Below are 22,716 nucleotides of genomic sequence, written 5' to 3' on the forward strand. Positions count from 1 at the left end.
CCTTGTCCCCCTTGTCCCTTTCCCCTTTCCCTAACTACGCTTGTTCCCAAAGTTCGCGGACGTGACCGGGAAGCCAGCTGGCAATTTCTTGAATTCGCTCTTGGGAAAGTTCTTCTTTGGTCGCAGAAAATACAGCTTTTACGACTTGCTCACGATCAGCTGTGGGTGGTAGTCCTCCCTCGTTAGCTACTCGGAAAAGGAAGCGATCGCTATCAATTTTGAAAATACCAGGGCCTTGCCAAGGTGGACGTACCCGGCTCAAAAAGCCCACGATAGGATTGGTATCTCGCCAGAGTTCGGCGACTTCTAGCTTCTGAAGTTCTTTTTCTTCTGTGGTGTAGGCTGGTTCATGCAATTCCGCTTCGACATGATCAGCTGCTTCTGTGGTCATTAAATCGCGCATGACGCGAAATACAACTTCAGTCAAATCTCTAGCATCATAAGGATCAGCTAGTCCACCTCTGACCATAACTTTGTCTAGAAACGATCTGTGTTCGTCTGCGATCGCAACTCTAGTATCTTCAATCTCAGTAGGATCAACTTCCGGTAAGTCTTTTCTTAAAGTTTCGTCCGGCATATTTTTTCTCGTGTTTTATAGTATTTAGCAATTATGCTCATTTACTAAATTGCACTAGTTAAAAATGCTTAACACCGTTCCAAGGTTGGAGAAGCCGAGTAGCCAAAAGTTAGAGATTACTCTAGTTCTTCCTGATTCCAATTAACATAAATAATCTTTGTCGTCGAGTGTTTGATACTCGCCGTCGAGTGTTTGATACTCGTGGTCGAGTGTTTGATACTCGTGGTCGAGTGTTTGATACTCGCCGTCGAGTGTTTGATACTCGTGGTCGAGTCTTTGATACTCGTGGTCGAGTCTTTGATAGTCGTCGCCGAGTGTTTGATACTCGCCGTCGAGTGTTTGATACTCGTGGTCGAGTCTTTGATACTCGTGGTCGAGTGTTTGATACTCGCCGTCGAGTGTTTGATACTCGCCGTCGAGTGTTTGATACTCGCCGTCGAGTGTTTGATACTCGTGGTCGAGTGTTTGATACTCGCCGTCGAGTCTTTGATACTCGCCGTCGAGTCTTTGATACTCATGGTCGAGTCTTTGATACTCGCCGTCGAGTCTTTGATACTCGCCGCCGAGTGTTTGAAATATTCAAAGGGAACTCTTAAATTGATTTTGAGGCGGGTTGGATGAGAATGAAATAGATCTGTTGCATATAGTCTTGACAAATAACAGATACCAGATAATTTGTATATGTAAGCAATTTGCTGAAAAAGTAAATTTCAAAGTATAACTAATATATTTATTTGATACTAAAATCAAAATTTTAATACAATAATTTTCATGTTTATTATTATAAATTATGATGTAAAAGATAAATTACATTATTTATAAATTAAATTTTAAAAGCATTTTTATTTTATGAAATATGCTCACGTCTTACAACATAACAAAGAAGATTGTGGCGCTGCTTGTCTTGCTTCAATTACAAAATATTACGGACGTCATTTTACTCTCAATCACATTCGTGAAGTAGTAGGTACTGGGCAATTTGGAACAACTTTGTTGGGACTAAAACGAGGTGCTGAAAGTCTCGGTTTTAATGTTCGTTCTGTTAAAACTTCACCGGAAATTTTAAAGCAAATCAATCAAACACCTTTACCAGCAATTATTCATTGGCAAGGTAATCATTGGGTAGTTTTATATGGTAAAAAAGGCAAAAAATATGTAGTTGCTGATCCTGCGGTAGGACTGCGGTATCTGTCTCCACAAGATTTAGCAGAGAATTGGACAGATTGGTTGATGCTTTTATTACAGCCAGATCCAATCAGATTTTATGCTCACGAGAGCGATCGCATTGGTGGTTTTTGGCGTTTCTTCAAGCGCATCTGGAATTTTCGGGCAATTTTAGTTCAAGCTTTACCCCTGAATCTGATTTTGGGATTGCTATCTTTAGCTTCTCCTTTTCTATTGCAAATTCTCACTGATGATGTCCTAGTTCGAGGTGATACAAAACTCCTGACTACGATGGCGATCGCTGTGGTAGTAATGAATGTTATTTCTAGCAGTTTATCTTGGGTACAGTCTAACTTAATTGCTCACTTTGCTCAACGTCTGCAATTGGGGCTAACTTTGGAATTTGGACATCAAATTCTACAATTACCACTCTCGTACTATGAAGTTCGTCGCAGTGGAGAAATTGTCAGTCGGCTACAAGATATTAACCAGATTAATCAACTAATTTCTCAAGTGATTGTTAGTCTACCTAGTAGATTATTTATTGCCATAATTTCTTTGGCAATCATGACTTATTATAGTTGGAAACTGACAATTTTAGCTCTTGTTATTTCTATATTAATGGCGATATCTACAGTTATCTTTCAGCCCACTCTACAGCAAAAAAGTCGTGAAATTTTAGTTACAGAAGCGGAAGCACAAGGTGTTTTAGTAGAAACTTTTAAAAATGCGCTGATTCTGAAAACTACTACAGCATCACCACAATTTTGGGAAGAATTACAAAGTCGATTTGGGCGCATTTATACCCTAACACTAGGGACAATGCAAATTAGTATTAACAATAATATCTTCTCTACCTTAGTTTCTGGTGTTGGTAGTGTTGCTTTGCTTTGGTTTGGCGGGAATTTAGTGATTAATCCAGATGAAAATCTCAGTATTGGGCAACTACTTGCATTTAACTCAATGAATGGTAATTTCGTCAGCTTAATTGCTACTGTCATTACTTTCATAGATGAATTTACTAAAGTAAAAATTGCCACGCAACGCCTTGCAGAAGTTATAGATACGACTCCAGAAAATAAAGATGATGGTAAAAAGCAGTTTGCTACAATTTCTAAAGATGCTGACCTAATTTTTAGTCATGTAAGCTTTTATTACCCTGGTCAAGTTGAACTACTCAACGACTTTAATTTAAAAATTCCTGGTGGTAAAGTGAGCGCCATTATTGGTAAATCTGGTTGTGGTAAAAGCACTATAGCTAAAATAATGGCGGGTCTATATCCACTGAATTCTGGGAATATCCGCATTGGAATTTATAATCTAGAAGATCTCTGTTTAGATTGTCTACGTCAACAGGTAGTTTTAGTGCCTCAAGATGCTCAATTTTGGAGTCGTTCTATTATTGAAAACTTTCGTTTAGGAGCGCCTGATCTGACATTTGAGCAGATAGTGAAAGCTTGCAAAATTACGGAAGCAGATGATTTTATTAGTAAACTTCCTCATAAATATCAAACAGTTTTAGGTGAGTTTGGTGCAAATATTTCTGGTGGACAACGCCAACTTCTAGCAATAGCAAGAGCCATTGTTACAGACCCACCAGTGTTGATTTTGGATGAATCTACTAGCGGACTTGATCCAATCAGTGAAGCGCAAGTTCTAGATCAGTTACTGAAGCATCGTCACGGTAAAACCACGATTTTGATTACCCATCGTCCCCAGGTAATTAATCGTGCGGACTGGATTATAGTCCTAGAGCAAGGGAAGTTAAATACTCAAGGTTCTTTAGCGCAATTACGCTGTCAATCTGGAGAACATGTGAAATTTTTAAATCCTTAATTATTCACACTTATTCGTGTAATTATGCTCTATACTCAGAATCAAAAAGTTCTGTCATCAACTTCAAGTGAAGAGTTTCTTCCCCCTGTTAGTCGTTGGACATCCTTAGCAGGAATTTTTATTATCGGGAGTATTGTCGCTAGCATTAGTCTATGTTCATGGGTTAAATACAATGTGACGGTAAAAGCTAGTGCTGTTGTGCGTCCTACAGGAGAAATTCGTCTAGTACAATCAAAAATTGAAGGGATTGTTAAAAGTATTTTGGTTAAAGAAAATCAATTCGTGAAACAGGGAGAGACGATCGCTTATCTTGAAGATAAACAATTACAAATTAAAAATAGCCAACTGCAAGGTAATATCCAACAGAATAAATTACAAATAATCCAAATTAATGCTCAGATTAAAGCTTTAGATTCCCAAATTCTTGCTGAAGCAATAGTTGCAAACCGGACAGTAGCTTCTGCTAAAACAGATTTGGAACGCAATCAACGGGAATATCGACAGCGACAAATTACCACCAGTAGCGAATTACTTGTAGCTCAAGCAAATTTGCAAAAAGCTCAAGCAAATTTGCAAAAAGCTCAAGCTGATTTAAGTTTTGCAGAGATGGATCGCGATCGCTATCAACATTTAACACAAATTGGTGCAATTGGGAATCGGGAATTTGAGCAGAAAAAGCTAGTTGTGAAGCAAACTCAAGCCATACTTGAAGCTGAAGAAAAAGCTGTTGATATCGCCAAAGCTCAAGTGCTATCAGCTAAAGCTGCTGTTAATCCTACCACTGCTACAGTAGCGATCGCTCAAGAGCGCATTATCCAAGAAACTGCGAGAGGAAAAGCTACTATTGCTTCTTTAAAAAAAGAAAAACAAGCTTTAATTCAGCGTCGAGTTGAAATACAAAACCAACTCGGACAATCTCAAAAAGAACTCCAGCAAGTAGCAAATCAGCTGCAAGATACTATTGTGCGAGCAACAAGTAATGGTATCATCCTCAAATTGAATTTGCGAAACCCTGGTCAAGTGCTACAAGTTAGCGAAGCGATCGCTGAAATCGCTCCTAATCATACTCCTGTTGTCATTAAAGCAATAATTCCGACTCAGGAAATCAAAAATGTTGCAGTTGATCAAAAAGTACAATTGCGAATTGATGCTTGTCCTTATCCTGATTATGGAACTCTCAAAGGGGTTGTTGAATTTGTTTCTCCAGACACAATTACATCCACAAGCAACACAAAATCTACAACTTCTGCTACTAGCTACTTTGCAGCGACTATTCGACCTCAAAGTCTAACATTTGGAAATGGTGAGCGCCAGTGTCATATCCAATCAGGGATGCAGGTAAAAGCTGATATTATTTCTAGAGAAGAGACAGCACTGCAATTTATGCTGAGAAAAGCCAGGTTAGCTACTGATTTATAGATCAAGACACAATACGTACAGGTAGTTAGCCAACAATATTACAAATAGATGGAAACATATACAAGCAAATCTTTTAATTTATAGCATTTGATGCAAATCATCTACTAATACCATTTCACAAAAAATCTGATACAAATACAGACCCTGTACCAGACGCGATATATCGCGTCTCTACATTATTTATGTGTATCGTGATTAACGTGAAATGGTATAAGTCTTAGTATTATATTTTTCCCATTATTTTATATTATCGTTATTATCTGAAAATTTTAATAACTTATGATTGCATGAAAGTGGTATATCAATTTAAAAAAATCCGATTTTATAGAATTATTAGATGAGAATTTAAATTGGAGAAACAAAATATGCGATATACAAAACGAAAACAACATCTTCAGACTACACAAGACATTACCAATGAATCTAAACTTTTTGAAGACTTAACAGATGGAGAGATAGAGCAAGTGTGTGGTGGCGCTACTACATTTGATTTTGAAGATTTTAAACTTGATTTCAAATTTGCCAAGTTTGAAATTACGGGAGAATTTCTAACTTTGAAAGTCTAAGGTAATTACTGGGTATATAGAAGAACCATGCTTAAATAGTTTAAATATTTAAGCATACAAAATATTTATTTTTCCCTTGATTTATCACCAGAGAAGTTTCTTCTACTGGTGTTTTACGTTAATGTGAGTTCGAGAAATATTATCAGATTAAACAACTCGCTCTCAACTAAAGAATAAGCAAAGGATTGAAACCCTTTGCTAATAGCACAAGTCGTCTTTATACGACTTCATAAAATCAAACAGTCTGCTTTAAGCAGACTTTTGCTATAAGACTGCGATTTCAATCGCAGGCGTTTTTTTGAACATTTGGGATGCTCCCGCTTATACACAATCTTTCAACCACTCGACAATCTGTGAATTTACCACATCCGGTACTTCATCATGGGGACAATGACCAGCACCAGGAATGGGGACGATTTTGATATTTTTACCATTCTCCCGCGCTTGATCGTAAATTTTGGCGCCAGTAATTGGTGTCCAAGGATCGTCAGCACCCCAAATTACCAGCAGGGGATGTTGGACTTTCGGTAATAATTCTTCAGGTCTAGGGCCAGGAGGTGCGGTAAGGATAGATGCAAAAACTTTTTGCGCTCCTGGATCACAAGATGGTGTGTATAGCATATCTACCAATTCATCAGTGACGGCTTGGCGATCGCGATAAACTTGGTAAAGAGTACGGCGAATTTGATGTTTTTGCCGAATACGGTTAAATACGAATCTCCCCGTAATTGGATGACCAACCAGTTTATTAAAAGCAGACATCACAACTCGTAGCGGTGGGTTCAATTCGTGGGGACGATGACTCAAACCCCCCGCAGAGTTAATCAACACCCCACCCGCAACAATTTCTGGATGTTCAGCTAGTACCATCAAACTTAAAAGTGCGCCGATAGAATTACCAATAAATACGGCTGGTTCGTTAATATAAGTTGTCCAAAAATCTTTAAGTAGTTCCACCCAGACTTCCACTGTATAATCAATGGCTGCTTTCTCAGAACCACCAAATCCCAATAAATCAAGAGCAAATACTTGATAACCAGCATCGGCTAAAACGGGGATATTTTTTCGCCAATGACCAATACAAGCACCAAAACCGTGAACTAAAACTAAGGGTTTACCTGTTCCCACGACGGTGTATTGAATTTTATAGCCTTTCCAAGTCCAAAAGTGTGTTTCAAAAGTGGCTGTTGTCGGTAGCTGCTGGATATTTACAGTCATTATTAAGATTAGTAAAGCTTTTCCTTATATAATAATTTGTTCTGAGCATCTAGGTGTACCCAAAGTTCGTAGTGACGACTTTAGTCCTGTTTCATCGCTATTTTAAAGGCTCATGCAGAGAAGCACTAGTGGTTTGGCAACCTAACTTTGAGGGGTAGAGTAGTAAACCGCCAAGACGCCTTAGACGCGCAAGCGACTTCCGTAAGGTAGTGCGCCAAGAACAAGAGAAAAAGAGAATTTGAGAAGTTAATTCACCTAGCAAAGTTGACTTGTCAGAGTACTAGGTTGCGATCGCCTTGAGCAAATATAGTTTTGTATGATTCCTCTGGTATTGTAGTGTTGTTTATTTATTTCAACGACATTTGTGCGATCGATAAAGGAGGGCAGTATTTCTTAAGACATTCAACTCTTAATTTGACATTTTTTACTCCTTGTAAATTCAGATTAGAAGTATACTTTTCACCGACAATTACTTCTTTTGCTTCTACCGTTTTATTATCTAAATCTACCCGAAATACGAGCTTATTATCTTTAAAAGCATAACGATTACCACTATTTACTCCATATACCAAATTTAGTTCTGTAAAACTTCCATTGAGATTACAAACAGCTTCCAAAGGCTGACCTGCTTCTATATATCGATTGTAACCACCAATATCAACAAGTATGGGTAGAACTTCTCCACCAACACTTCCTGATTCATCTACTTTTTTGAGAATATTCTCTACTCGCCAACCAGGAGTTGCACTTTGACAATCTGTATTCAGTAGAGATGATTGCAAGATTGGTGTAGCTGAAATTGTAGAAGTTGGGATAGCTGTTGAAACAGGAATTGCTGGTGTGACGCTTTCAGAAGGTGAAACAGAAGGAGTTTCTGTCACTATGGGAGAAACAGAATTAGTCGGTGATGCTGGAAGTTCAGTTGGAGAAGGCGAGGGGCTTAAGTTCCCGGCGATGAAACCTAACCGTTGCAAAACTATTACAGTCACCGCAGATGCACCAACAGCAGTAAAAATCATAATAGCAGTAACTAGATAAATTAATCTTTTCATATTTCTGCCATTTACTCCTGAAGGATTTGACTGCTGATTTTCGGGAATTCTCCTATCTTTTGGACTCATTGTTTACTCCTCAAACTCAGGTTTAAAAGTTAAATATCTGCTCACAAATACATACTCTAAATACTCAATTGCCAAATTTTAATCTTGGCATCTCTACCGCCACTAGCAATCATTTTACCGTTGGGACTAAAAGCAACAGATCGTACTTCACCCGAATGTCCTTCTAAACTGCATATTTCTTGTTTTTTATTGAGATCCCACAACTTAATTTTTGAGTCTTTACTTGCACTCGCAAGAAGTAAATTATCTGGACTAATGGCAATAGAAGTAATACCACCAGAATGTCCAATTAAAGTCGTAGTTATTCGACCTGTATGCGGATTCCAAAGTTTAATTTGACTATCTTCTCCTCCACTCGCCAGAATTTGATGATTACGACTAAATTGGATAGAATTGACTTTTCCTTGATGTCCAGGTAATGTGTAGATTTCTTCTAGAGTTGTTGTATTCCACAACTTAATTGTTGAATCTTTACTTGCACTCGCAAGAATGTGACCATCTCGACTAAACGCTAGAGAATTTACACCAGCAGAATGACCTTTAAGATTACAGATATTTTCTTTCGTATCTAATCTCCAAAGTTTAATTGCATAGTCCCTAAAATTAAATGGACTTTCACCTAAACTACTACTAGCTAGTATACGATGATCAGGACTAATAGCTAGTGCCGCTATATCTCGATGACCAAAGAGACTACCTAATTCACCTATTTTCTGCTGAGTTACTAAGTTCCACAATTCGATTATGGTTCCACCAATCACTAAGATTTGCCCATTAGAACTGATAGCAATAGAAGCAAAGCGACCTAATTTCCAACCACCCATGAGACGGATTTCTTGGCCAGTATTTGGATTCCATAGTTTGATCGGCTCATCCCAATCTTCACTAGCGCTAAAAAGAATTTTACCATCACTACTGAAGGTCACTGTATTAACTGCTGCGGAAAATACCGTGCTGAGAATACTGCCTGAGCGTACTGACATAGTACAGTTACAATGCCAGTTTTGATCATCTAAATATGGTGCTTCAGCAGTAGTATGGTCAGATTTTAAAGTGTCTATAGTTACATTAGGCTGAGATGAAGCTACTGGTAAACCAAGTACATCAATAATTTGGCTAACAACATAATCAAGTCCCTGGGAGGTACTAACTCCAAATCTATCAGCAAGAATAGGAGAGTATTTAAGAATCTCCTCAAAGGAAACTTGATGCCAAATAGGTAGTATAACTTTTTGTCCTGCATTTTCTCTGGCAGCAAGCCCATCTAATTCTCGCTGTGTCCATTCTTTTCTGAGAAAATTAGGACTGAGTACAACAACTCCATACTTTGATTGTGAAAGACCTTGATCTATTGAACGACGTAAACTATCTCCCAATTTTAAAGTAAACTCATCATACCAAACACGATAGCCTTTTTGTTTTAACCTACTAGCAAGTTCTCTGACAAAAATCTCTTTATCTTCACTTGCATGACTGATAAAGACATCATATAAATTACTCATTAAAACTCCTGATTGATTTGAATTTATAGTAATTAATAAACACTTTAATACATACTTAATTATAGAAATAGCTGATAGCTAAAAATGGACTTACCCTTGGTTTATCACTCAGATTACGTTGCACCATTACCTGAAGGACATCGTTTTCCGATGGCTAAATTTCAGCAACTCTACGAACTATTGCTGGCTGATGGTGTGGCGCATTCCTGCCAATTTTATATCCCCGAACGTCCTCCACAAGAATTAATAGAGTTAGTCCACACGCCAGAATACGTCCAAGCTTACTGTGCAGGAACCCTGGACTCAAAAGCCCAACGGCGGATTGGATTACCTTGGAGTCCAGTCCTAGTTAATCGTACCTGTGTGGCAGTAGGTGGTACGATATTAACTGCCAAGTTAGCACTGAGTCACGGTTTAGCTTGCAATACCGCTGGCGGTACTCATCATGCTTTTCCTAGTTATGGTTCTGGTTTTTGTATTTTCAACGATTTAGCGATCGCCTCTCGTGTTATGCAAAAACTAGGACTAGTCCAAAAAATTTTGATTGTAGATTTGGATGTGCATCAAGGAGATGGAACAGCATTTGTTTTCCAAAATGACGACAGTGTTTTTACCTTTTCCATGCACTGTGAAGTCAATTTTCCTGGTACTAAACAAAAAAGCGATTTAGATGTGCCGCTTCCCATTGGAATGGAAGATGATGAATATCTACAAACTTTAGCAGCATACTTACCAGATTTGTTGTCTCAAGTCAAGCCAGACTTGATTTTCTATGATGCAGGTGTAGATCCTCATGTAGGCGATCGCTTAGGAAAATTAGCCTTGACCGACACTGGTATTTATCGTCGGGAAATGCAAGTTTTAAGTACTTGTATGGCTGCGGGCTATCCTGTCGCTTGCGTCATTGGCGGTGGTTACGCCGATGATCTCAAATCTGTTGTCTATCGTCACTCCCTTGTGCATCGTGCTGCAAGCGAAGTCTATCGCCATTTTCATCTTTAGGATCGGGGAAAGGGGATTGGGGAAAGGGGATTGGGGAAAGGGGATCGGGGAAAGGGAATTGGGGAAAGGGAATTGGGGAAAGGGAATTGGGGAAAGGGAATTGGGGACAAGTTATCAGTTATCAAATTAAACTGGTAACTGTTAACTGATTTATGACCAATGACTTTTGACAAATGACCATTGTACAGACGCGATGAATCGCGTCTCTAGACCAATGACCAATCCCCAACTCTCCCCAAAGACCAATGCAGAAAATCGTCTCTTTCGATACAATTTAGAAGTAAGGAGAGCCGAGGAGAAATATTAAGGTGCTATTAAAAGGCTTTGAGATAGAGATGTACACTGGCACGCCTAGTGGTGAAATCGTCGGTCTCTCTGACAAAATCACTGCGTCTTTGGATGGATATGTGCGGGAGCCAGATAGCAGGAATGTAGAGTATATTACTGCACCTAACCATAATTATGACCAGTTATTGTGCGCCATCTTACGTCCTCGGTTGAGACTGCGAGAGTATCTCCAGCAGTTGGGTAATTATACTCTGATTCCAGGTAGTACTTTGTCTTTGGGTAATAGCGATCGCTTCTTTCGTTCTGACCCCACAAATTCCTATCATACTTTCATTGAGCAAACCTACGGCACAAAAGTAGTTACGGCTAGCGTCCATATTAATATTGGCATTGATGACCCCGAAACACTTATGCGTGCTTGTCGGTTGATTCGGCTAGAAGCACCATTATTTCTGGCTTTGAGCGCTGCTTCTCCTTTCTTAGATGGCAAAGCAACTGGCTATCATTCTACTCGTTGGGGCGTCTTCCCACAAACACCCGCCCATGTACCGTTATTTAGTAGTCATAGCGATCATATTCAGTGGGTAGAACAGCAACTAGTAGCCGGAACAATGCAAAATGTTCGTCATTTGTGGGTATCGGTACGACCAAATGGCGATCGCCGTCCTTATGATTTAAATCGTCTAGAATTGCGAATTTGTGATTTAATTACAGATCCGATTTCTTTATTAGCAATTACTGCTTTGCTAGAAGCACGTCTATTACAACTAATCGAAAATCCTCACCTTGATCCTTTAACTCAAAGTACTTTTTCTCCAGAGGAACTTATCTCTTTAACTGCTAACAATGAAATAGCAGCAGCAACTTCTAGTCTTGATGCCCAACTGCTACATTGGCAAGATGGGAGAACTCTCACCGCTAGAAATTGGATTGCTGAACTTTATCAACAAGTGTGGTCAGTTGCTAAACAACATGGCTTCAGTTGTTTCCTTTCACCTTTACAAAAAATTCTCCGCGAAGGAAATGAAGCCCAACAGTGGTTACAACTTCATGCTGTTGGTTTTAGCGCTCAAACTACAATCATTCAAGCCATCCGCGCTACACAGGAACGGGAAGCAGAACTAGAAGGTAAATTATGTGTCTCCTCACTAACCTAACCAGTCATTCGATTTTAGATTTTGGATTACCCTGCGGGTAGACACGGAGTGGCTTCTGAAAGTAGCCGCAGAAGCGTCTATAGATTTTGGATTGACCCTTGTCCCCCTTTTCTCCCTTTTTTCCCTCGTCCCCCTTCCCTTGTCCCTCTTGTCTCCCCCCTCCAAAACTTATGGGAAAAATCCACTGTCATAAGAGGGGGTTGACACCTCACCCCTAATCTCCAGGAAATTGATACACTCTCTGGAGATGTAACCATCTACCTTGGGGTATAGAAAATCATCTTCTAGGGAAATACCATTTTACTGACTCTCAGAGAAAATTCTGATACTAATCCGCGTTCAAAAGCGTAAAATAGATGAAATAGGTGGGAGTTGAAATAAATACATAGTTATGGTGAGAGTAAGTAGAGTAAAGGCGCATCTAACGTTAGAAGAAATCAAACAAAAAATAGGGACAAGCGACAATCCTCGCAGACAACAGAAATGGCTGATTGTCTACAATGCTTTAGTGGAACCTAGATCAGCGAGTGCGATCGCTCTACATACGGGTACAACAGTCAGAACAGTACACCAGGTGATTTGTGACTATAACCGTATGGGAGTAGCAGCAATTGAGACTTCAGGAAAAGGAGGTAGGCACAACAGCTACCTGAGTCTAGAAGAGGAAGCCGCATTTTTAGAACAATTTGGCGATGCCGCACAGACAGGCAGTATCACAACGATTACTCAGATCCTGAGGGCATTTGAACAACTGGTGGGTACTGAGGTTGATTCCAGTACCATCTATCGATTATTAGAGCGTCATGGTTGGCGTAAATTAACACCTCGTCCTTATCATCCCAAAGGCGACCAACAACAACAAGAAGCTTTTAAAAAAACTTTGGCTCACTGGTCGAACAAGCCATCTCCAGCCGAGAATCAGACGATAATCGTCCCGTACTCCTGTTGGCAGCCGATCAAGGAAGATTTGGGCGTATTGGTCAAGTAATGCGAGCTTGGAGTCCTAAAGGAATACGTCCTTGTGTTGGTCAACAGATAGTAAGAGAATATACTTATGCTTATGTGGCAGTTGCACCATCGTTGGGAGAGATGGCAGCATTAGTTTTACCTTGTGCGAACACGGATATGATGAGTTTATTTCTAGAGCATGTGGCACAAGTTTTTGCGGCGTATTTTGTCATCATACAGGTAGACCAAGCTTCATATCATACATCGAGTGATTTAATTATTCCCGAGAATATTCGGTTAATTCCCCAGCCGCCTCGTAGTGCAGAGCTAAATCCAGTCGAGCATATCTGGGAGGAGGTACGCGAAAAGCATTTCTACAACAGAGTGTTTGATTCGATGCATGACGTTATTGATACCCTGTGCCAAGGGCTTAGAGAATTAATGGATATGCCAGAAAGATTACGTTCACTTACGAATTTTCCACATTTGAGAATTACGTTTTAGAACGCGGATTAGTATGAGGGATTTCTTTATTTTGTTTTAAATTTCTAATCAATTGTGATAGGTTGATATTTATTAACAAAAGCTATAAGAAGCCTCTATCAACAGATAGATTTGAAAGTTTTTATACTTTACGTTTAAAGATACTGTGAAGATGGGAAAAAATGCCTCAGGTAGTTCTTGTTAATCCCCTCATACCGCCGAATACAGGTAATATTGCTCGTACTTGTGCAGCCACAGGTACAGAACTACACTTGGTTGGGCCTTTAGGATTTGAAATTAGCGATCGCTATCTTAAAAGAGCTGGTTTAGATTACTGGCCACATGTCAAGCTGCACTATCACGAGTCTTTAGAAGCCTTGAAAGCTTTACATCAGCAAAGGGGAGGAAGATGGCTAGGATTCAGTGTACGCGGTAGTTGTAACTATGCCAAATTTCAATTTCAACCAGATGACTGGCTGCTGTTTGGTAGTGAAACTACAGGTCTACCACCAAAAGTGATTGAGATGTGTGACTCCACCCTCTACATTCCCATGAATCAATCTCAAGTTCGCAGTTTAAATCTTTCTGTAAGTGTTGCTGTGGGGTTATTTGAAGCTTATCGCCAGTTGGGTTCTTTAGAATGAATCACAAAATACAAAGGGTATAGAAATTTACAATTAAAGTAAATATACTTTCAAATTAATCAGATCTTAATTTCTGTAGTAATTATATAAATAAAGTTCTGCTGTAGTAGAATCAAGCAAAAAGTAAAATTAGATACTTAATTATTAAAAAAATTGCATTTTCAAGTATTATTACTTAGAAAAAACCATATTCATCTATAAGAAATTTGTATATGGCAAAAGACAGAATTGTTAAATCGAACGATAGATTTTTATGAACTAGTTTTTTTTTGAAGTGAGGAACAAAAATCACGAAACGATGTCAGATTAACCATTTGAGCGAATATGTAAACTATTCATGAGTTGTAGGAGCATAAAGGAGCGTAAACATGCCTATGAGTTGATACGGTTGTGTTTTGGGGAATAATCAACTTACAGTCTCATGTTGGAATGACGGATTGAGTAAAACATCTTTGAAGATTTTAAATATCTACAGTGGTAATTTACTCGGCCAAGTAGTCCTGACAGTAAGTTTTGAGACAACTATAAAGAGCAAGACATTGTAAATTATGAGCAGTGATCAGACAAGCAAGCAAAAAATAAATTTTTTACTAAATTTTAAAAATGTGAACTTGTCTAAATTCAAGAAGCAAGTTAATCTTGCCTAAGTATCTCTGTTCAGTATGATGTTGATCTGGGTTTGATGTGATCTAAATCATTGACCAAGACTCGGCTCTAGTGTCGAGGTCAGTTAAGCGCTAGTGTTCATAGGAGGTCGTCTTTGAAACGAGCATTGAAAAAGAGAGAAAAGGCTGTGTTAGAAAACACCCAAAGCGAGGAAGTACCGGTGGAACCGCAGAACCAAGTTAACTCACGTATTCACCGTCTCGTACCAACAAAAGCCGCCATGATTGGCTTGGCAATCTCAATGGGAGCGACTAGCCTTTTGGTGACTCGACAAAGCGATCAAGCCCTAGCAGCGGAACCAGTAGGCAATCAAAACACAGCCTCAACTCTTCCAGTTGCGGCCGATGCAGAATCAAAAATTGCTCGTAAAAATACTTTCAAGCCTGAAACTGGATCATTGATAAGCCGACCTGAAAACCATGTTTTAGTTGAACCAACAGCAGTTTCACAGGTGCCTGGGCTTGGAGCAAAATGGCAAATTGTCACAAATGGAATATCTGTGCCAGTTCATACGCCAGTTGTAGTACCAACAAAGGCAAACAAACTGGGTATTCCTAGTGCCAAAAATAATACACAAACAGCCACAAACCAACTGGACACTGTTAGAAGATTATCTAATAGTTCTGGAGTAATCCAAAATCAGACCACATTATTATCCTTTGCTGCTCAACCGCCAACACTGGTAGAAAACAATACAGTTAGCAGTGAAGTAAATGCCCAACTGAAAGCGCAGCAAGAATTTGCACTCTACCGCTTACAGGAAAAATCAGACCGCTTAAGAGCGAGTCTGGCACAAATAAGATCTGAGGAAACTACAGAATTACCCAAAGTTGCTGTAAATCAAGCTCAATCAACAACAGCAGTTACTAAGCCATTTTCACAAGATACAAGCAACACTTTTACACTACAGTCCCAAACCAGAAGTGATGCAAGTGATGCAAGCCAATCTAGCCTCGTGTCTAGATTGAAGCAGCACAAAAATGTACTGAATACCTCCACACCCGCTGTCATCCCCACAGTTACCACTCCAGTTATCACACCCACGGTTACAGCAGCGAAAATTGTCACTCCATCGGCTAGCGCTGGCTATGAAGTCAAGCCAGGAGATACATTAGCAGCGATCGCACGCTCTCATGGTACATCAGTATCAGAATTAGTTAAGGCAAATCGTCTTAATAACCCTAATCAACTACAAATTAATCAAAAACTCAATATCCCTTCCACTGAAGCAAGCAAAGCTACCACCCCAACATCAGTAGCGATTAACTCCAGTGCTTTTGAATTGAGTCATAATCCCAAATTTACCAATAGAAGCTCTAATTCGGAGATTCCTGATTCCAGCACTTCTGCAATTGAGTCTTTACCTCTACGCAATCAAATTTCAGCCAATACAGTTAACACAGAATATAGTTCTACTAATTCGACAGCAAATACAGCTACCACAGAAAATGCCTATGGTATGGGTGGTGATAGTCCCATACCAACTGCTTTTACCGAAATGCAGTTGGCTAGAAGACAAGATACTACCAAATCAAAGAATGCCAAAAATGCAAATCCACGACTAAACAGCTTAAAAGCGGAAATTGAGAGATTACGATCAAAATATCGCGCTCAACAGTCTGGAAACACAGTTGTGGCACAGGAAGTTAGCAATAACACTAATGCTATAGAAATTCCAGTTGCTCAACCAAATAATTTTGCTATACCAATTAAAGTTTCCAGACCTACTAGCAATGTAATAGTACCGACCTCAACCATTAAGCCTGATACGCTACCAGTGTCAATCCCAGTTCCCAAACCAAAGGGAGCAACCTACAGTGTGCAGCCGAATAATCCCTCATTCCGTTCTCATAGACAGAACAATGAGCTAATTAATCCAGAATTTGCCAATCAAAATCGCAAAGTCACAACGCCTTCTATCGGTGTAAATGCTTCTGACTCGCTTGGTGCAAAACGAGGAACTCAAGTTTCTCCAGAATTACCACCATTAGCAGCAGTCGATACATATCTGCCTAAACCAATAGAAGAAATTACACCTACAGCTAAAGGCTATATTTGGCCAGCTAAAGGAGTCCTCACCTCCGGTTATGGCTGGCGTTGGGGACGGATGCACAAAGGAATTGACATCGCTAACGGTACTGGTACACCGATTTATGCTTCCTCCGGTGGTGTTGTAGAAAAAGCTGGTTGGAATAACGGTGGTTACGGTAATGTCGTGGATATCCGCCATGCTGATGGCAGTTTGACTCGTTACGGTCATAACAGCAAAGTTTTGGTACGGGTAGGTCAACAAGTAAACCAAGGTGAAATGATTGCTGAAATGGGTAGTACTGGCTTTAGCACAGGCCCACATAGCCACTTTGAAATTCATGCATCTGGCAAAGGTGCAGTCAATCCTATGGCCTTCTTACCTCCACAACAACGCATATAGTTTCTGTGTGCTAGTAAATCACCCACACTTGCTTGGATTCGCAAGTACAGTGTGGGCTTCCAAATTTTCACCCATAACCAACGAAAAAAAATTAAATTTATAGATATATAGGACTAGCCATTACAAAACTAGTATGCTATATTTATAAATCAGTGAGAAAAGTTTGGCTCAGTAGCTCAGTCGGTTAGAGTGGGGGACTCATAAGCCCTAGGTCGTGTGTTCGAATCACACCTGAGCCATAAAAATAAAAAACCTATGTGTGTCTACAAGTTTTGATCGGTGATCGATTCATCAGTCGTAATTTTTAATTTTTAATTCCGAAGGTGACGGAGTACCTCAGCCACAGACCAAGCTTGAGCGATCGCTCCTCTAGGTGTGTGGGGCGCATCACCATCAAAAATTTCAGAGATGGAGCCAAGACAGCCGTCAGTCAGAAAATGTTCTAACAGAGGTTTCCATTCAAAAGGTAAGGGTTCTGTGCCATAAAAACGTTTCCAAGCTCGAATAAAAGGGCCAATTAGCCAACACCAAACAGTACCTTGGTGATAAGAGCGATCGCGCTGTTGTGGATGACCGACATACTTGCCAACATATTCCTGATCGCCTGGGTCAAGAGTACGAAGACCATAGGGTGTGAGTAAACGTTCAGTAGCCATCTGTAATATCTGACGCCCCTGTTGAATAGAAAACGCACAGTGGGTAAGGGAAAGCGCAATCACAGCATTAGGGCGAATCTGAGAATTACGGCGATCATCTGGTTCTATAGTGTCGTATAAGTAGCCCAACGAAGAATTCCAGAACTGTTGGAGTGAGTCTTTTACCTGTTGAGCTTGTTGGCTATAACGTCGAGCCTGTTTTGCAAAACGACTTGTTTCGGCGACAGTTTCTTGCTCATTCAAAATTTCCGCCCACCGAGAAGCCCAACATAAAGCTGAGTACCACAAAGCATTGATTTCTACTGGCTTACCACAACGGGGTGTAATTGGTTGTCCATCAACAACTGCATCCATCCAAGTTAAGGCTACACCACGAGCATCCCAACCAATTAGTCCATCCATAGAATCAACTTGAATGTTGTAGCGCGTACCACCAATAAAGGCTTTATAAATTTGCTGTACTACTGAGTATTGCTCTGCTAGAAACAACCAGTCCTGTGTTGCTTCTAAATATAGTCCTAAGCTTTCAATCCACCACAAAGCGGTATCAATACTATTGTAAACAGGTTCACTTTCCAGACTAGGAAACATATTGGGAATCAGACCGTGGCGACAGTAACGTCCAAGACTGTGTATAAGTGCTTTTGCCAAGTCAAATCGCTGCGTCAGCAACGCTATACCTGGTAAAGCAATCAAGGTATCACGTCCCCGATCATTGAACCAAGGATAACCAGCTATAAAAGTAGGTTCACGATTAGAAGCTCGCAAAACAACAAACTGATCGCTGGCTTTTAGTAATTGCTGCCAAATAGGGTACTGAGTATTAAGTACTGGGTATTGGTTACTAGAATAATTTTTCAAATTCATCAAGTCCCCAGTCCATAATTCCCAATCACCAGTCCCTTTTTCATCCCATCCAAATACCGAAGACAGCCGTTTTTGTTCTGCTTCAACAACTTCTCCAAAGGTATCGTCTGTCAGAGAACTTTGTAAAAGATCGGGAAAACCTACCTTTGCTTCCAGAGTGACTACATCTCCTGGTGCAAGCGTAACTGTTAAATAACCAGGGCTGTAGAGGTCTTCGCGATCGCTCAATCCTCGTCTTGTCTCTTCTGGTAAATGGTAATTCCAATACCAAAATCCATCTGGTTGGTAACTGCCTTGTGTCCAGCGCAAGTGCCAAGGTGTGCCAAACTCTCCTGAGTTGATTCCTTGAAAACAGACTTGTTTGTGTCCTAGCAATTGCGAAAACTGTAACTGTAGAGTGGCTTTTTGCTGGTTGTGAAAATCGCGATCGCTGATCAGCAGTCGTAACCTCAAAATCGCCTCATTCCTACCCTCATAGCGATATTGAATTAAAAGGCGATGACACAATTGGCATTGGGGAGCCAGTGCGTTGCGGAGGTTCCCTCCGTTGTAGCACCTGGCGTCATTGGGCATTGGGCATGGGGCATTGGGGAGCCAGTGCGTTGCGGAGGTTCCCTCCGTTGTAGCACCTGGCGTCATTGGGCATTGGGCATTGGAAGAAAAATTACCCCCCTGTCCCCTCTGTCCCCTCTGTCCCCCCTCTCCCTCTCCCCATCCCTTGGGCATTACCAACTGCCTAGTTAGCTGCCAGTCATCTTGACCCCAAACCCATTTGGGAACTGGATTAATATCAAAATGACGTAACACTTCGTAACCTGTCGGATCAATCTGACCACTACCCCAAAAATTTGTCCCCAATGCTATAACTTGCTTTGGTAGTTCCAAACTAGCTTCTAGATGCGAAAACAGTAGAGTACGTCCAGAAGGCGAATTAGTCGCAGCAAATAACCAACCATGATAAGTGCGAGTGCGGACATCAGAAACCGTACCACTGGCAAAACTTCCCAAGCCATTCGTGAGCAACCATTCTCTTGTATCTAAATCGGCCATTTGCTACTCAAAATCGTTATGAGTATGATATAGTTGTAACAGTTCGTAATTAAGCTGTCAGGGCGTAAACAGGTAAGTATTACCTATACACCCAAGATGAGCGGGCAGCTAGTACTTAGCCAACCCAAAATTCAGGGTATTGGTTGGGAAAGAATTACTAGGTTAGAGGGTAAATGATGCCCTTGATACTATGTTCTTTTCCAAACCGCCAAAGAAACTTTGGCGAACTACTAGACGAAAATAATTTCCAAGGAGAATTAGTATATGTCTACAGAAGGATGCCTCCGTGTTGGTCAATCAGCTCCCGACTTTACAGCAACTGCTGTGGTAGATCAAGAATTCAAAACAATAAAACTTTCCGATTATCGCGGTAAGTATGTTGTTGTGTTTTTCTATCCCTTAGACTTTACCTTTGTCTGTCCTACAGAAATCACAGCTTTTAGCGATCGCTACGAAGAATTTAAAAAGATTAACACAGAAATACTAGGTGTGTCAGTTGATAGCGAATTTTCACATCTAGCATGGATTCAGACGGATCGCAAGTCTGGAGGTGTTGGTGATCTCAACTATCCCCTTGTGTCTGACATTAAAAAAGAGATTAGCAGCGCTTACAACGTCCTTGACCCAGCAGCTGGGATAGCCTTGCGTGGTTTGTTCATCATCGACAAAGATGGTGTCATCCAACACGCGACCATTAACAACCTCGCCTTTGGTCGTAACGTAGATGAAACTCTGCGGACACTGCAAGCTATTCAGTACGTGCAGTCTCACCCCGATGAAGTTTGTCCTGCTGGTTGGCAGCCTGGTGACAAGACCATGGTTCCTGACCCTGTCAAGTCTAAAGTTTACTTCTCTGCTGTTTAATTTCTACCTTGCCCAGAGGGCTTGGTGTATTACGTAGATTGGTATTAGGCTGATTGCCTAGCCAATCTATCTCACGCAAGATGTCAAATCTGTCTAATAAGTTAAGTTAAGTTAAGTTAAGTTAAATTGACCACAGAGATACATATATGTACACAGAGATAAATTAATCCGTGGCATTTTGTATGTTGTCTGTGGTTTGTTTATGTAATAACTTTGATATTTTTATTGAGGATAAATTATGTTAGTTTCAACTGATTTTAGTGGTTTATTTAATGAGCGTTTTTTTCGTAATTTTTTACCAATTCCAGCTGGTAATGAAATACCATTGGGATTTTTAACACCGGATTTTCAACTGCCAGATATTACCAATAATTCTTTGATAAAATTATCAAATTACAGAAATAAACAACCAGTATTACTTGCTTTTACTCGGATTTTTACAGAAAAACAATATTGTCCCTTTTGCTATCCACACATCAAAGCCTTAAATGAAAACTACGAGCAATTTCAAGATCAAGGCATAGAAGTTTTGATGATTACTAGTACCGACGAACGGCAAAGTCAAATAGTTGTGAAAGATTTAGGCTTAAAGATGCCGTTACTGAGTGATCCGACCTGCCGAGTGTTTCGGACTTATAATGTTGGTCAAGCTTTGGGAGCACCTTTACCAGCACAATTTGTTTTAGATCAAGAAGGTAGGCTTCGTTATAAGCATTTGTTCTCTTTCTTAGACCACAATGCGAGTATAGAAACATTGCTAGGGCAATATAATGCAATAGCTAATATTAAAAATACAATTAAGTAAAAATAATTAGTAGTTAGTAGTTAGTAGTTAATAGTTACTAATAAACATCTAACTACTAACAATTCCCAATCTAAAATCTAAAATCCAAAATCCAAAATTGTCACAGCCTAATATTTTGTAAATTACTGCGGGGATTATAAGTACGAATAGTGCGGATTTTTTCATAATACTCCCGCTCTTGTTGACTGATGTCTCTAGGAGTGGCGATCGCAATTTTCACTAACTGGTCACTACGCCCACTCTTAGGTTGCGGCCAGCCTTTACCACGCAGACGCAAGGATTGACCAGAACGTACTCCCGCAGGAAGCTTGACATTCACACTACCATCAGGAGTAGGTACTTCTATAGAAGCTCCCAAAACCGCTTCATCTGGGGTAATTGGCACTTCGCATACCAAGTTATCACCTTCAAACTGAAAGAAGGGGTGAGATTGAAGCTCAACTTTTAGGTACAAATCACCTCGCTGTTGCGTCAGAGGACTGATTTGACCTTTTCCACGCACCCGGAGGCGAGTACCAGGTTTTGCACCGGCGGGAATGCGGACATCAATAGTTTCGTTACCAAGATTAAAGCGCTTTTGTACACCATGAAACGCTTCAGAAAAAGTCAAAGAAATGATAGCTTCGCTGTCTTGAGGCGTAGCTGCACCCACATCTTGGAAACCAAAATCACCATAACCACCACCATAACCAGCATAACCACTAGGTCCAGCACCAGTAGAAGTACGGTAGCTATAGGATTGTCTGGTGCTGCGAGTACCACCTCCACCAAAGCGTCCTAATAATTCGTTGATGAAATCATCAAAACTACCGTATTGGCTAAAGTCAAAGCCACCCATATCAACACCAGCACCACCACCAGGGAAACCTTGACCAACTTGTTTCCAATATTGACCAAATTGATCATATTTTTGCCGTTTCTCTGGATCTGACAAAACCTCATAAGCTTCATTAATTTCTTTGAAGCGTGCTTCTGCCTGTTTATTGCCAGGGTTAACGTCAGGATGATATTTGCGGGCTAATTTCCGAAAAGCTTGTTTAATTTCATCTGCACTAGCAGTTTTATTGACTCCCAAAACTGCATAATAATCTTTAAAATCGGTTGTAGCCATCTACAATACTCCTCTAGTATTTAACTTTATGTTTTTTTGTAAAATAAAGGGTTCAGTATCTTACACCAGTAATTTTTCAAGTTTAAATTAAGGGTTTGTAGTAAGCACCAAGCGTGCTTAAAAATAAAGACTACCCTGTGGGAACGCAGCGTGTACAGTCTTTACTACAAACTTTTTTATCCATCAATTTAAACTTGACAGAGTACTAGGTAGAACTTTATATATAGTGACTCTGATTTTAAATTAACAAAACTAAAATAAATTCGAGTTCGGTTGTTGCTCAAATGTAAGGGCAATTTCCGTACTTTTTAGGGGATCGGGGATCGGGGATCGGGGATCGG

At 40.1% G+C, this 22,716-nt stretch carries 18 protein-coding genes and 1 tRNA gene; 13 read left to right on the top strand and 6 right to left on the bottom strand.

Annotated features, from left to right (window positions below; translation table 11 throughout):
• Nucleotides 1-34 precede the first annotated feature (34 nt).
• On the bottom strand, nucleotides 35-577 hold the full coding sequence (locus B4U84_RS19390; RefSeq protein ID WP_131120163.1) for a DUF2267 domain-containing protein: 543 nt from the start codon (nucleotides 575-577) through the stop codon (nucleotides 35-37).
• 167 nt (nucleotides 578-744) lie between these two features.
• Between B4U84_RS19390 and B4U84_RS19395 the strand changes: the two genes are divergently transcribed.
• From B4U84_RS19395 to B4U84_RS19410, 4 genes are all read left to right on the top strand, one after another.
• A complete protein-coding gene (locus tag B4U84_RS19395; protein ID WP_165490318.1) occupies nucleotides 745-1,173 on the top strand; it encodes a hypothetical protein in 429 nt (142 codons plus the stop codon).
• 253 nt (nucleotides 1,174-1,426) lie between these two features.
• The gene (locus B4U84_RS19400) at nucleotides 1,427-3,577 is read left to right on the top strand and encodes a peptidase domain-containing ABC transporter (protein ID WP_044447095.1); all 2,151 of its coding nucleotides are present in this window, start codon (nucleotides 1,427-1,429) and stop codon (nucleotides 3,575-3,577) included.
• A gap of 24 nt (nucleotides 3,578-3,601) precedes the next feature.
• Nucleotides 3,602-4,996 carry an HlyD family secretion protein gene (locus B4U84_RS19405; protein ID WP_131120165.1) on the top strand — a complete coding sequence of 465 codons (1,395 nt, stop codon included), beginning with the start codon at nucleotides 3,602-3,604 and terminating at the stop codon, nucleotides 4,994-4,996.
• A 365-nt stretch (nucleotides 4,997-5,361) separates the two neighbouring features.
• A complete protein-coding gene (locus tag B4U84_RS19410) occupies nucleotides 5,362-5,562 on the top strand; it encodes a hypothetical protein (protein WP_017310797.1) in 201 nt (66 codons plus the stop codon).
• 321 nt (nucleotides 5,563-5,883) lie between these two features.
• Here B4U84_RS19410 and B4U84_RS19415 read toward each other — a convergent pair whose 3' ends face one another.
• From B4U84_RS19415 to B4U84_RS19425, 3 genes are all read right to left on the bottom strand, one after another.
• Nucleotides 5,884-6,780: an alpha/beta fold hydrolase gene (locus B4U84_RS19415; protein WP_131120167.1), complete on the bottom strand. Its 897-nt coding sequence runs from the start codon at nucleotides 6,778-6,780 to the stop codon at nucleotides 5,884-5,886.
• Nucleotides 6,781-7,127: 347 nt separating this feature from the next.
• Nucleotides 7,128-7,901, bottom strand: coding sequence for a hypothetical protein (locus B4U84_RS19420; RefSeq protein ID WP_131120169.1), 774 nt, complete (start codon nucleotides 7,899-7,901; stop codon nucleotides 7,128-7,130).
• A 56-nt stretch (nucleotides 7,902-7,957) separates the two neighbouring features.
• Nucleotides 7,958-9,403, bottom strand: coding sequence for a toll/interleukin-1 receptor domain-containing protein (locus tag B4U84_RS19425; protein WP_131120171.1), 1,446 nt, complete (start codon nucleotides 9,401-9,403; stop codon nucleotides 7,958-7,960).
• 84 nt (nucleotides 9,404-9,487) lie between these two features.
• On the opposite strand from B4U84_RS19425, the gene B4U84_RS19430 reads away from it, so the two are divergent.
• From B4U84_RS19430 to B4U84_RS19460, 7 genes are all read left to right on the top strand, one after another.
• On the top strand, nucleotides 9,488-10,405 hold the full coding sequence (locus tag B4U84_RS19430; RefSeq protein ID WP_131120173.1) for a histone deacetylase family protein: 918 nt from the start codon (nucleotides 9,488-9,490) through the stop codon (nucleotides 10,403-10,405).
• A gap of 308 nt (nucleotides 10,406-10,713) precedes the next feature.
• Nucleotides 10,714-11,850, top strand: coding sequence for a glutamate--cysteine ligase (gshA, locus tag B4U84_RS19435; protein WP_131120175.1), 1,137 nt, complete (start codon nucleotides 10,714-10,716; stop codon nucleotides 11,848-11,850).
• A 391-nt stretch (nucleotides 11,851-12,241) separates the two neighbouring features.
• Entirely contained in the window at nucleotides 12,242-12,838 is a 597-nt protein-coding gene (locus tag B4U84_RS19440) for a winged helix-turn-helix domain-containing protein (protein WP_131120177.1), read from the top strand.
• Entirely contained in the window at nucleotides 12,838-13,302 is a 465-nt protein-coding gene (locus tag B4U84_RS19445) for a transposase (protein ID WP_131120179.1), read from the top strand. Before B4U84_RS19440 ends, B4U84_RS19445 begins: the two co-directional genes overlap by 1 nt.
• Nucleotides 13,303-13,463: 161 nt before the next feature.
• Nucleotides 13,464-13,925, top strand: coding sequence for a tRNA (cytidine(34)-2'-O)-methyltransferase (locus B4U84_RS19450; protein WP_017310802.1), 462 nt, complete (start codon nucleotides 13,464-13,466; stop codon nucleotides 13,923-13,925).
• A 760-nt stretch (nucleotides 13,926-14,685) separates the two neighbouring features.
• Complete coding sequence (locus B4U84_RS19455; protein WP_131120181.1) at nucleotides 14,686-17,022, top strand: peptidoglycan DD-metalloendopeptidase family protein; 2,337 nt, start codon at nucleotides 14,686-14,688, stop codon at nucleotides 17,020-17,022.
• 165 nt (nucleotides 17,023-17,187) lie between these two features.
• A tRNA-Met gene (locus tag B4U84_RS19460) sits at nucleotides 17,188-17,261 on the top strand.
• A gap of 72 nt (nucleotides 17,262-17,333) precedes the next feature.
• Here the strand turns inward: B4U84_RS19460 and B4U84_RS19465 are convergent.
• Entirely contained in the window at nucleotides 17,334-19,595 is a 2,262-nt protein-coding gene (locus B4U84_RS19465; RefSeq protein ID WP_131120183.1) for an amylo-alpha-1,6-glucosidase, read from the bottom strand.
• A 264-nt stretch (nucleotides 19,596-19,859) separates the two neighbouring features.
• Between B4U84_RS19465 and B4U84_RS19470 the strand changes: the two genes are divergently transcribed.
• Both B4U84_RS19470 and B4U84_RS19475 read left to right on the top strand, forming a co-directional pair.
• A complete protein-coding gene (locus B4U84_RS19470; RefSeq protein ID WP_017310805.1) occupies nucleotides 19,860-20,459 on the top strand; it encodes a peroxiredoxin in 600 nt (199 codons plus the stop codon).
• Nucleotides 20,460-20,697: 238 nt separating this feature from the next.
• Nucleotides 20,698-21,264: a peroxiredoxin family protein gene (locus B4U84_RS19475; RefSeq protein ID WP_044447082.1), complete on the top strand. Its 567-nt coding sequence runs from the start codon at nucleotides 20,698-20,700 to the stop codon at nucleotides 21,262-21,264.
• Between the two features lie 100 nt (nucleotides 21,265-21,364).
• Here B4U84_RS19475 and B4U84_RS19480 read toward each other — a convergent pair whose 3' ends face one another.
• Nucleotides 21,365-22,375: a DnaJ C-terminal domain-containing protein gene (locus B4U84_RS19480; RefSeq protein WP_017310807.1), complete on the bottom strand. Its 1,011-nt coding sequence runs from the start codon at nucleotides 22,373-22,375 to the stop codon at nucleotides 21,365-21,367.
• Nucleotides 22,376-22,716 lie beyond the last annotated feature (341 nt).

Source organism: Westiellopsis prolifica IICB1, from assembly GCF_004323185.1.
GTDB lineage: Bacteria > Cyanobacteriota > Cyanobacteriia > Cyanobacteriales > Nostocaceae > Pelatocladus > Pelatocladus prolificus_A.

What these genes read in the sequence shown, in the direction of transcription:
- B4U84_RS19390 (WP_131120163.1), bottom strand. Translation starts at nt 577, where the DNA reads ATGCCGGACGAAACTTTAAGAAAAGACTTACCGGAAGTTGATCCTACT.
- B4U84_RS19400 (WP_044447095.1), top strand. Translation starts at nt 1,427, where the DNA reads ATGAAATATGCTCACGTCTTACAACATAACAAAGAAGATTGTGGCGCT.
- B4U84_RS19405 (WP_131120165.1), top strand. Translation starts at nt 3,602, where the DNA reads ATGCTCTATACTCAGAATCAAAAAGTTCTGTCATCAACTTCAAGTGAA.
- B4U84_RS19410 (WP_017310797.1), top strand. Translation starts at nt 5,362, where the DNA reads ATGCGATATACAAAACGAAAACAACATCTTCAGACTACACAAGACATT.
- B4U84_RS19415 (WP_131120167.1), bottom strand. Translation starts at nt 6,780, where the DNA reads ATGACTGTAAATATCCAGCAGCTACCGACAACAGCCACTTTTGAAACA.
- B4U84_RS19420 (WP_131120169.1), bottom strand. Translation starts at nt 7,901, where the DNA reads ATGAGTCCAAAAGATAGGAGAATTCCCGAAAATCAGCAGTCAAATCCT.
- B4U84_RS19425 (WP_131120171.1), bottom strand. Translation starts at nt 9,403, where the DNA reads ATGAGTAATTTATATGATGTCTTTATCAGTCATGCAAGTGAAGATAAA.
- B4U84_RS19430 (WP_131120173.1), top strand. Translation starts at nt 9,488, where the DNA reads ATGGACTTACCCTTGGTTTATCACTCAGATTACGTTGCACCATTACCT.
- B4U84_RS19440 (WP_131120177.1), top strand. Translation starts at nt 12,242, where the DNA reads ATGGTGAGAGTAAGTAGAGTAAAGGCGCATCTAACGTTAGAAGAAATC.
- B4U84_RS19445 (WP_131120179.1), top strand. Translation starts at nt 12,838, where the DNA reads ATGCGAGCTTGGAGTCCTAAAGGAATACGTCCTTGTGTTGGTCAACAG.
- B4U84_RS19450 (WP_017310802.1), top strand. Translation starts at nt 13,464, where the DNA reads ATGCCTCAGGTAGTTCTTGTTAATCCCCTCATACCGCCGAATACAGGT.
- B4U84_RS19465 (WP_131120183.1), bottom strand. Translation starts at nt 19,595, where the DNA reads ATGGCCGATTTAGATACAAGAGAATGGTTGCTCACGAATGGCTTGGGA.
- B4U84_RS19470 (WP_017310805.1), top strand. Translation starts at nt 19,860, where the DNA reads ATGTCTACAGAAGGATGCCTCCGTGTTGGTCAATCAGCTCCCGACTTT.
- B4U84_RS19475 (WP_044447082.1), top strand. Translation starts at nt 20,698, where the DNA reads ATGTTAGTTTCAACTGATTTTAGTGGTTTATTTAATGAGCGTTTTTTT.
- B4U84_RS19480 (WP_017310807.1), bottom strand. Translation starts at nt 22,375, where the DNA reads ATGGCTACAACCGATTTTAAAGATTATTATGCAGTTTTGGGAGTCAAT.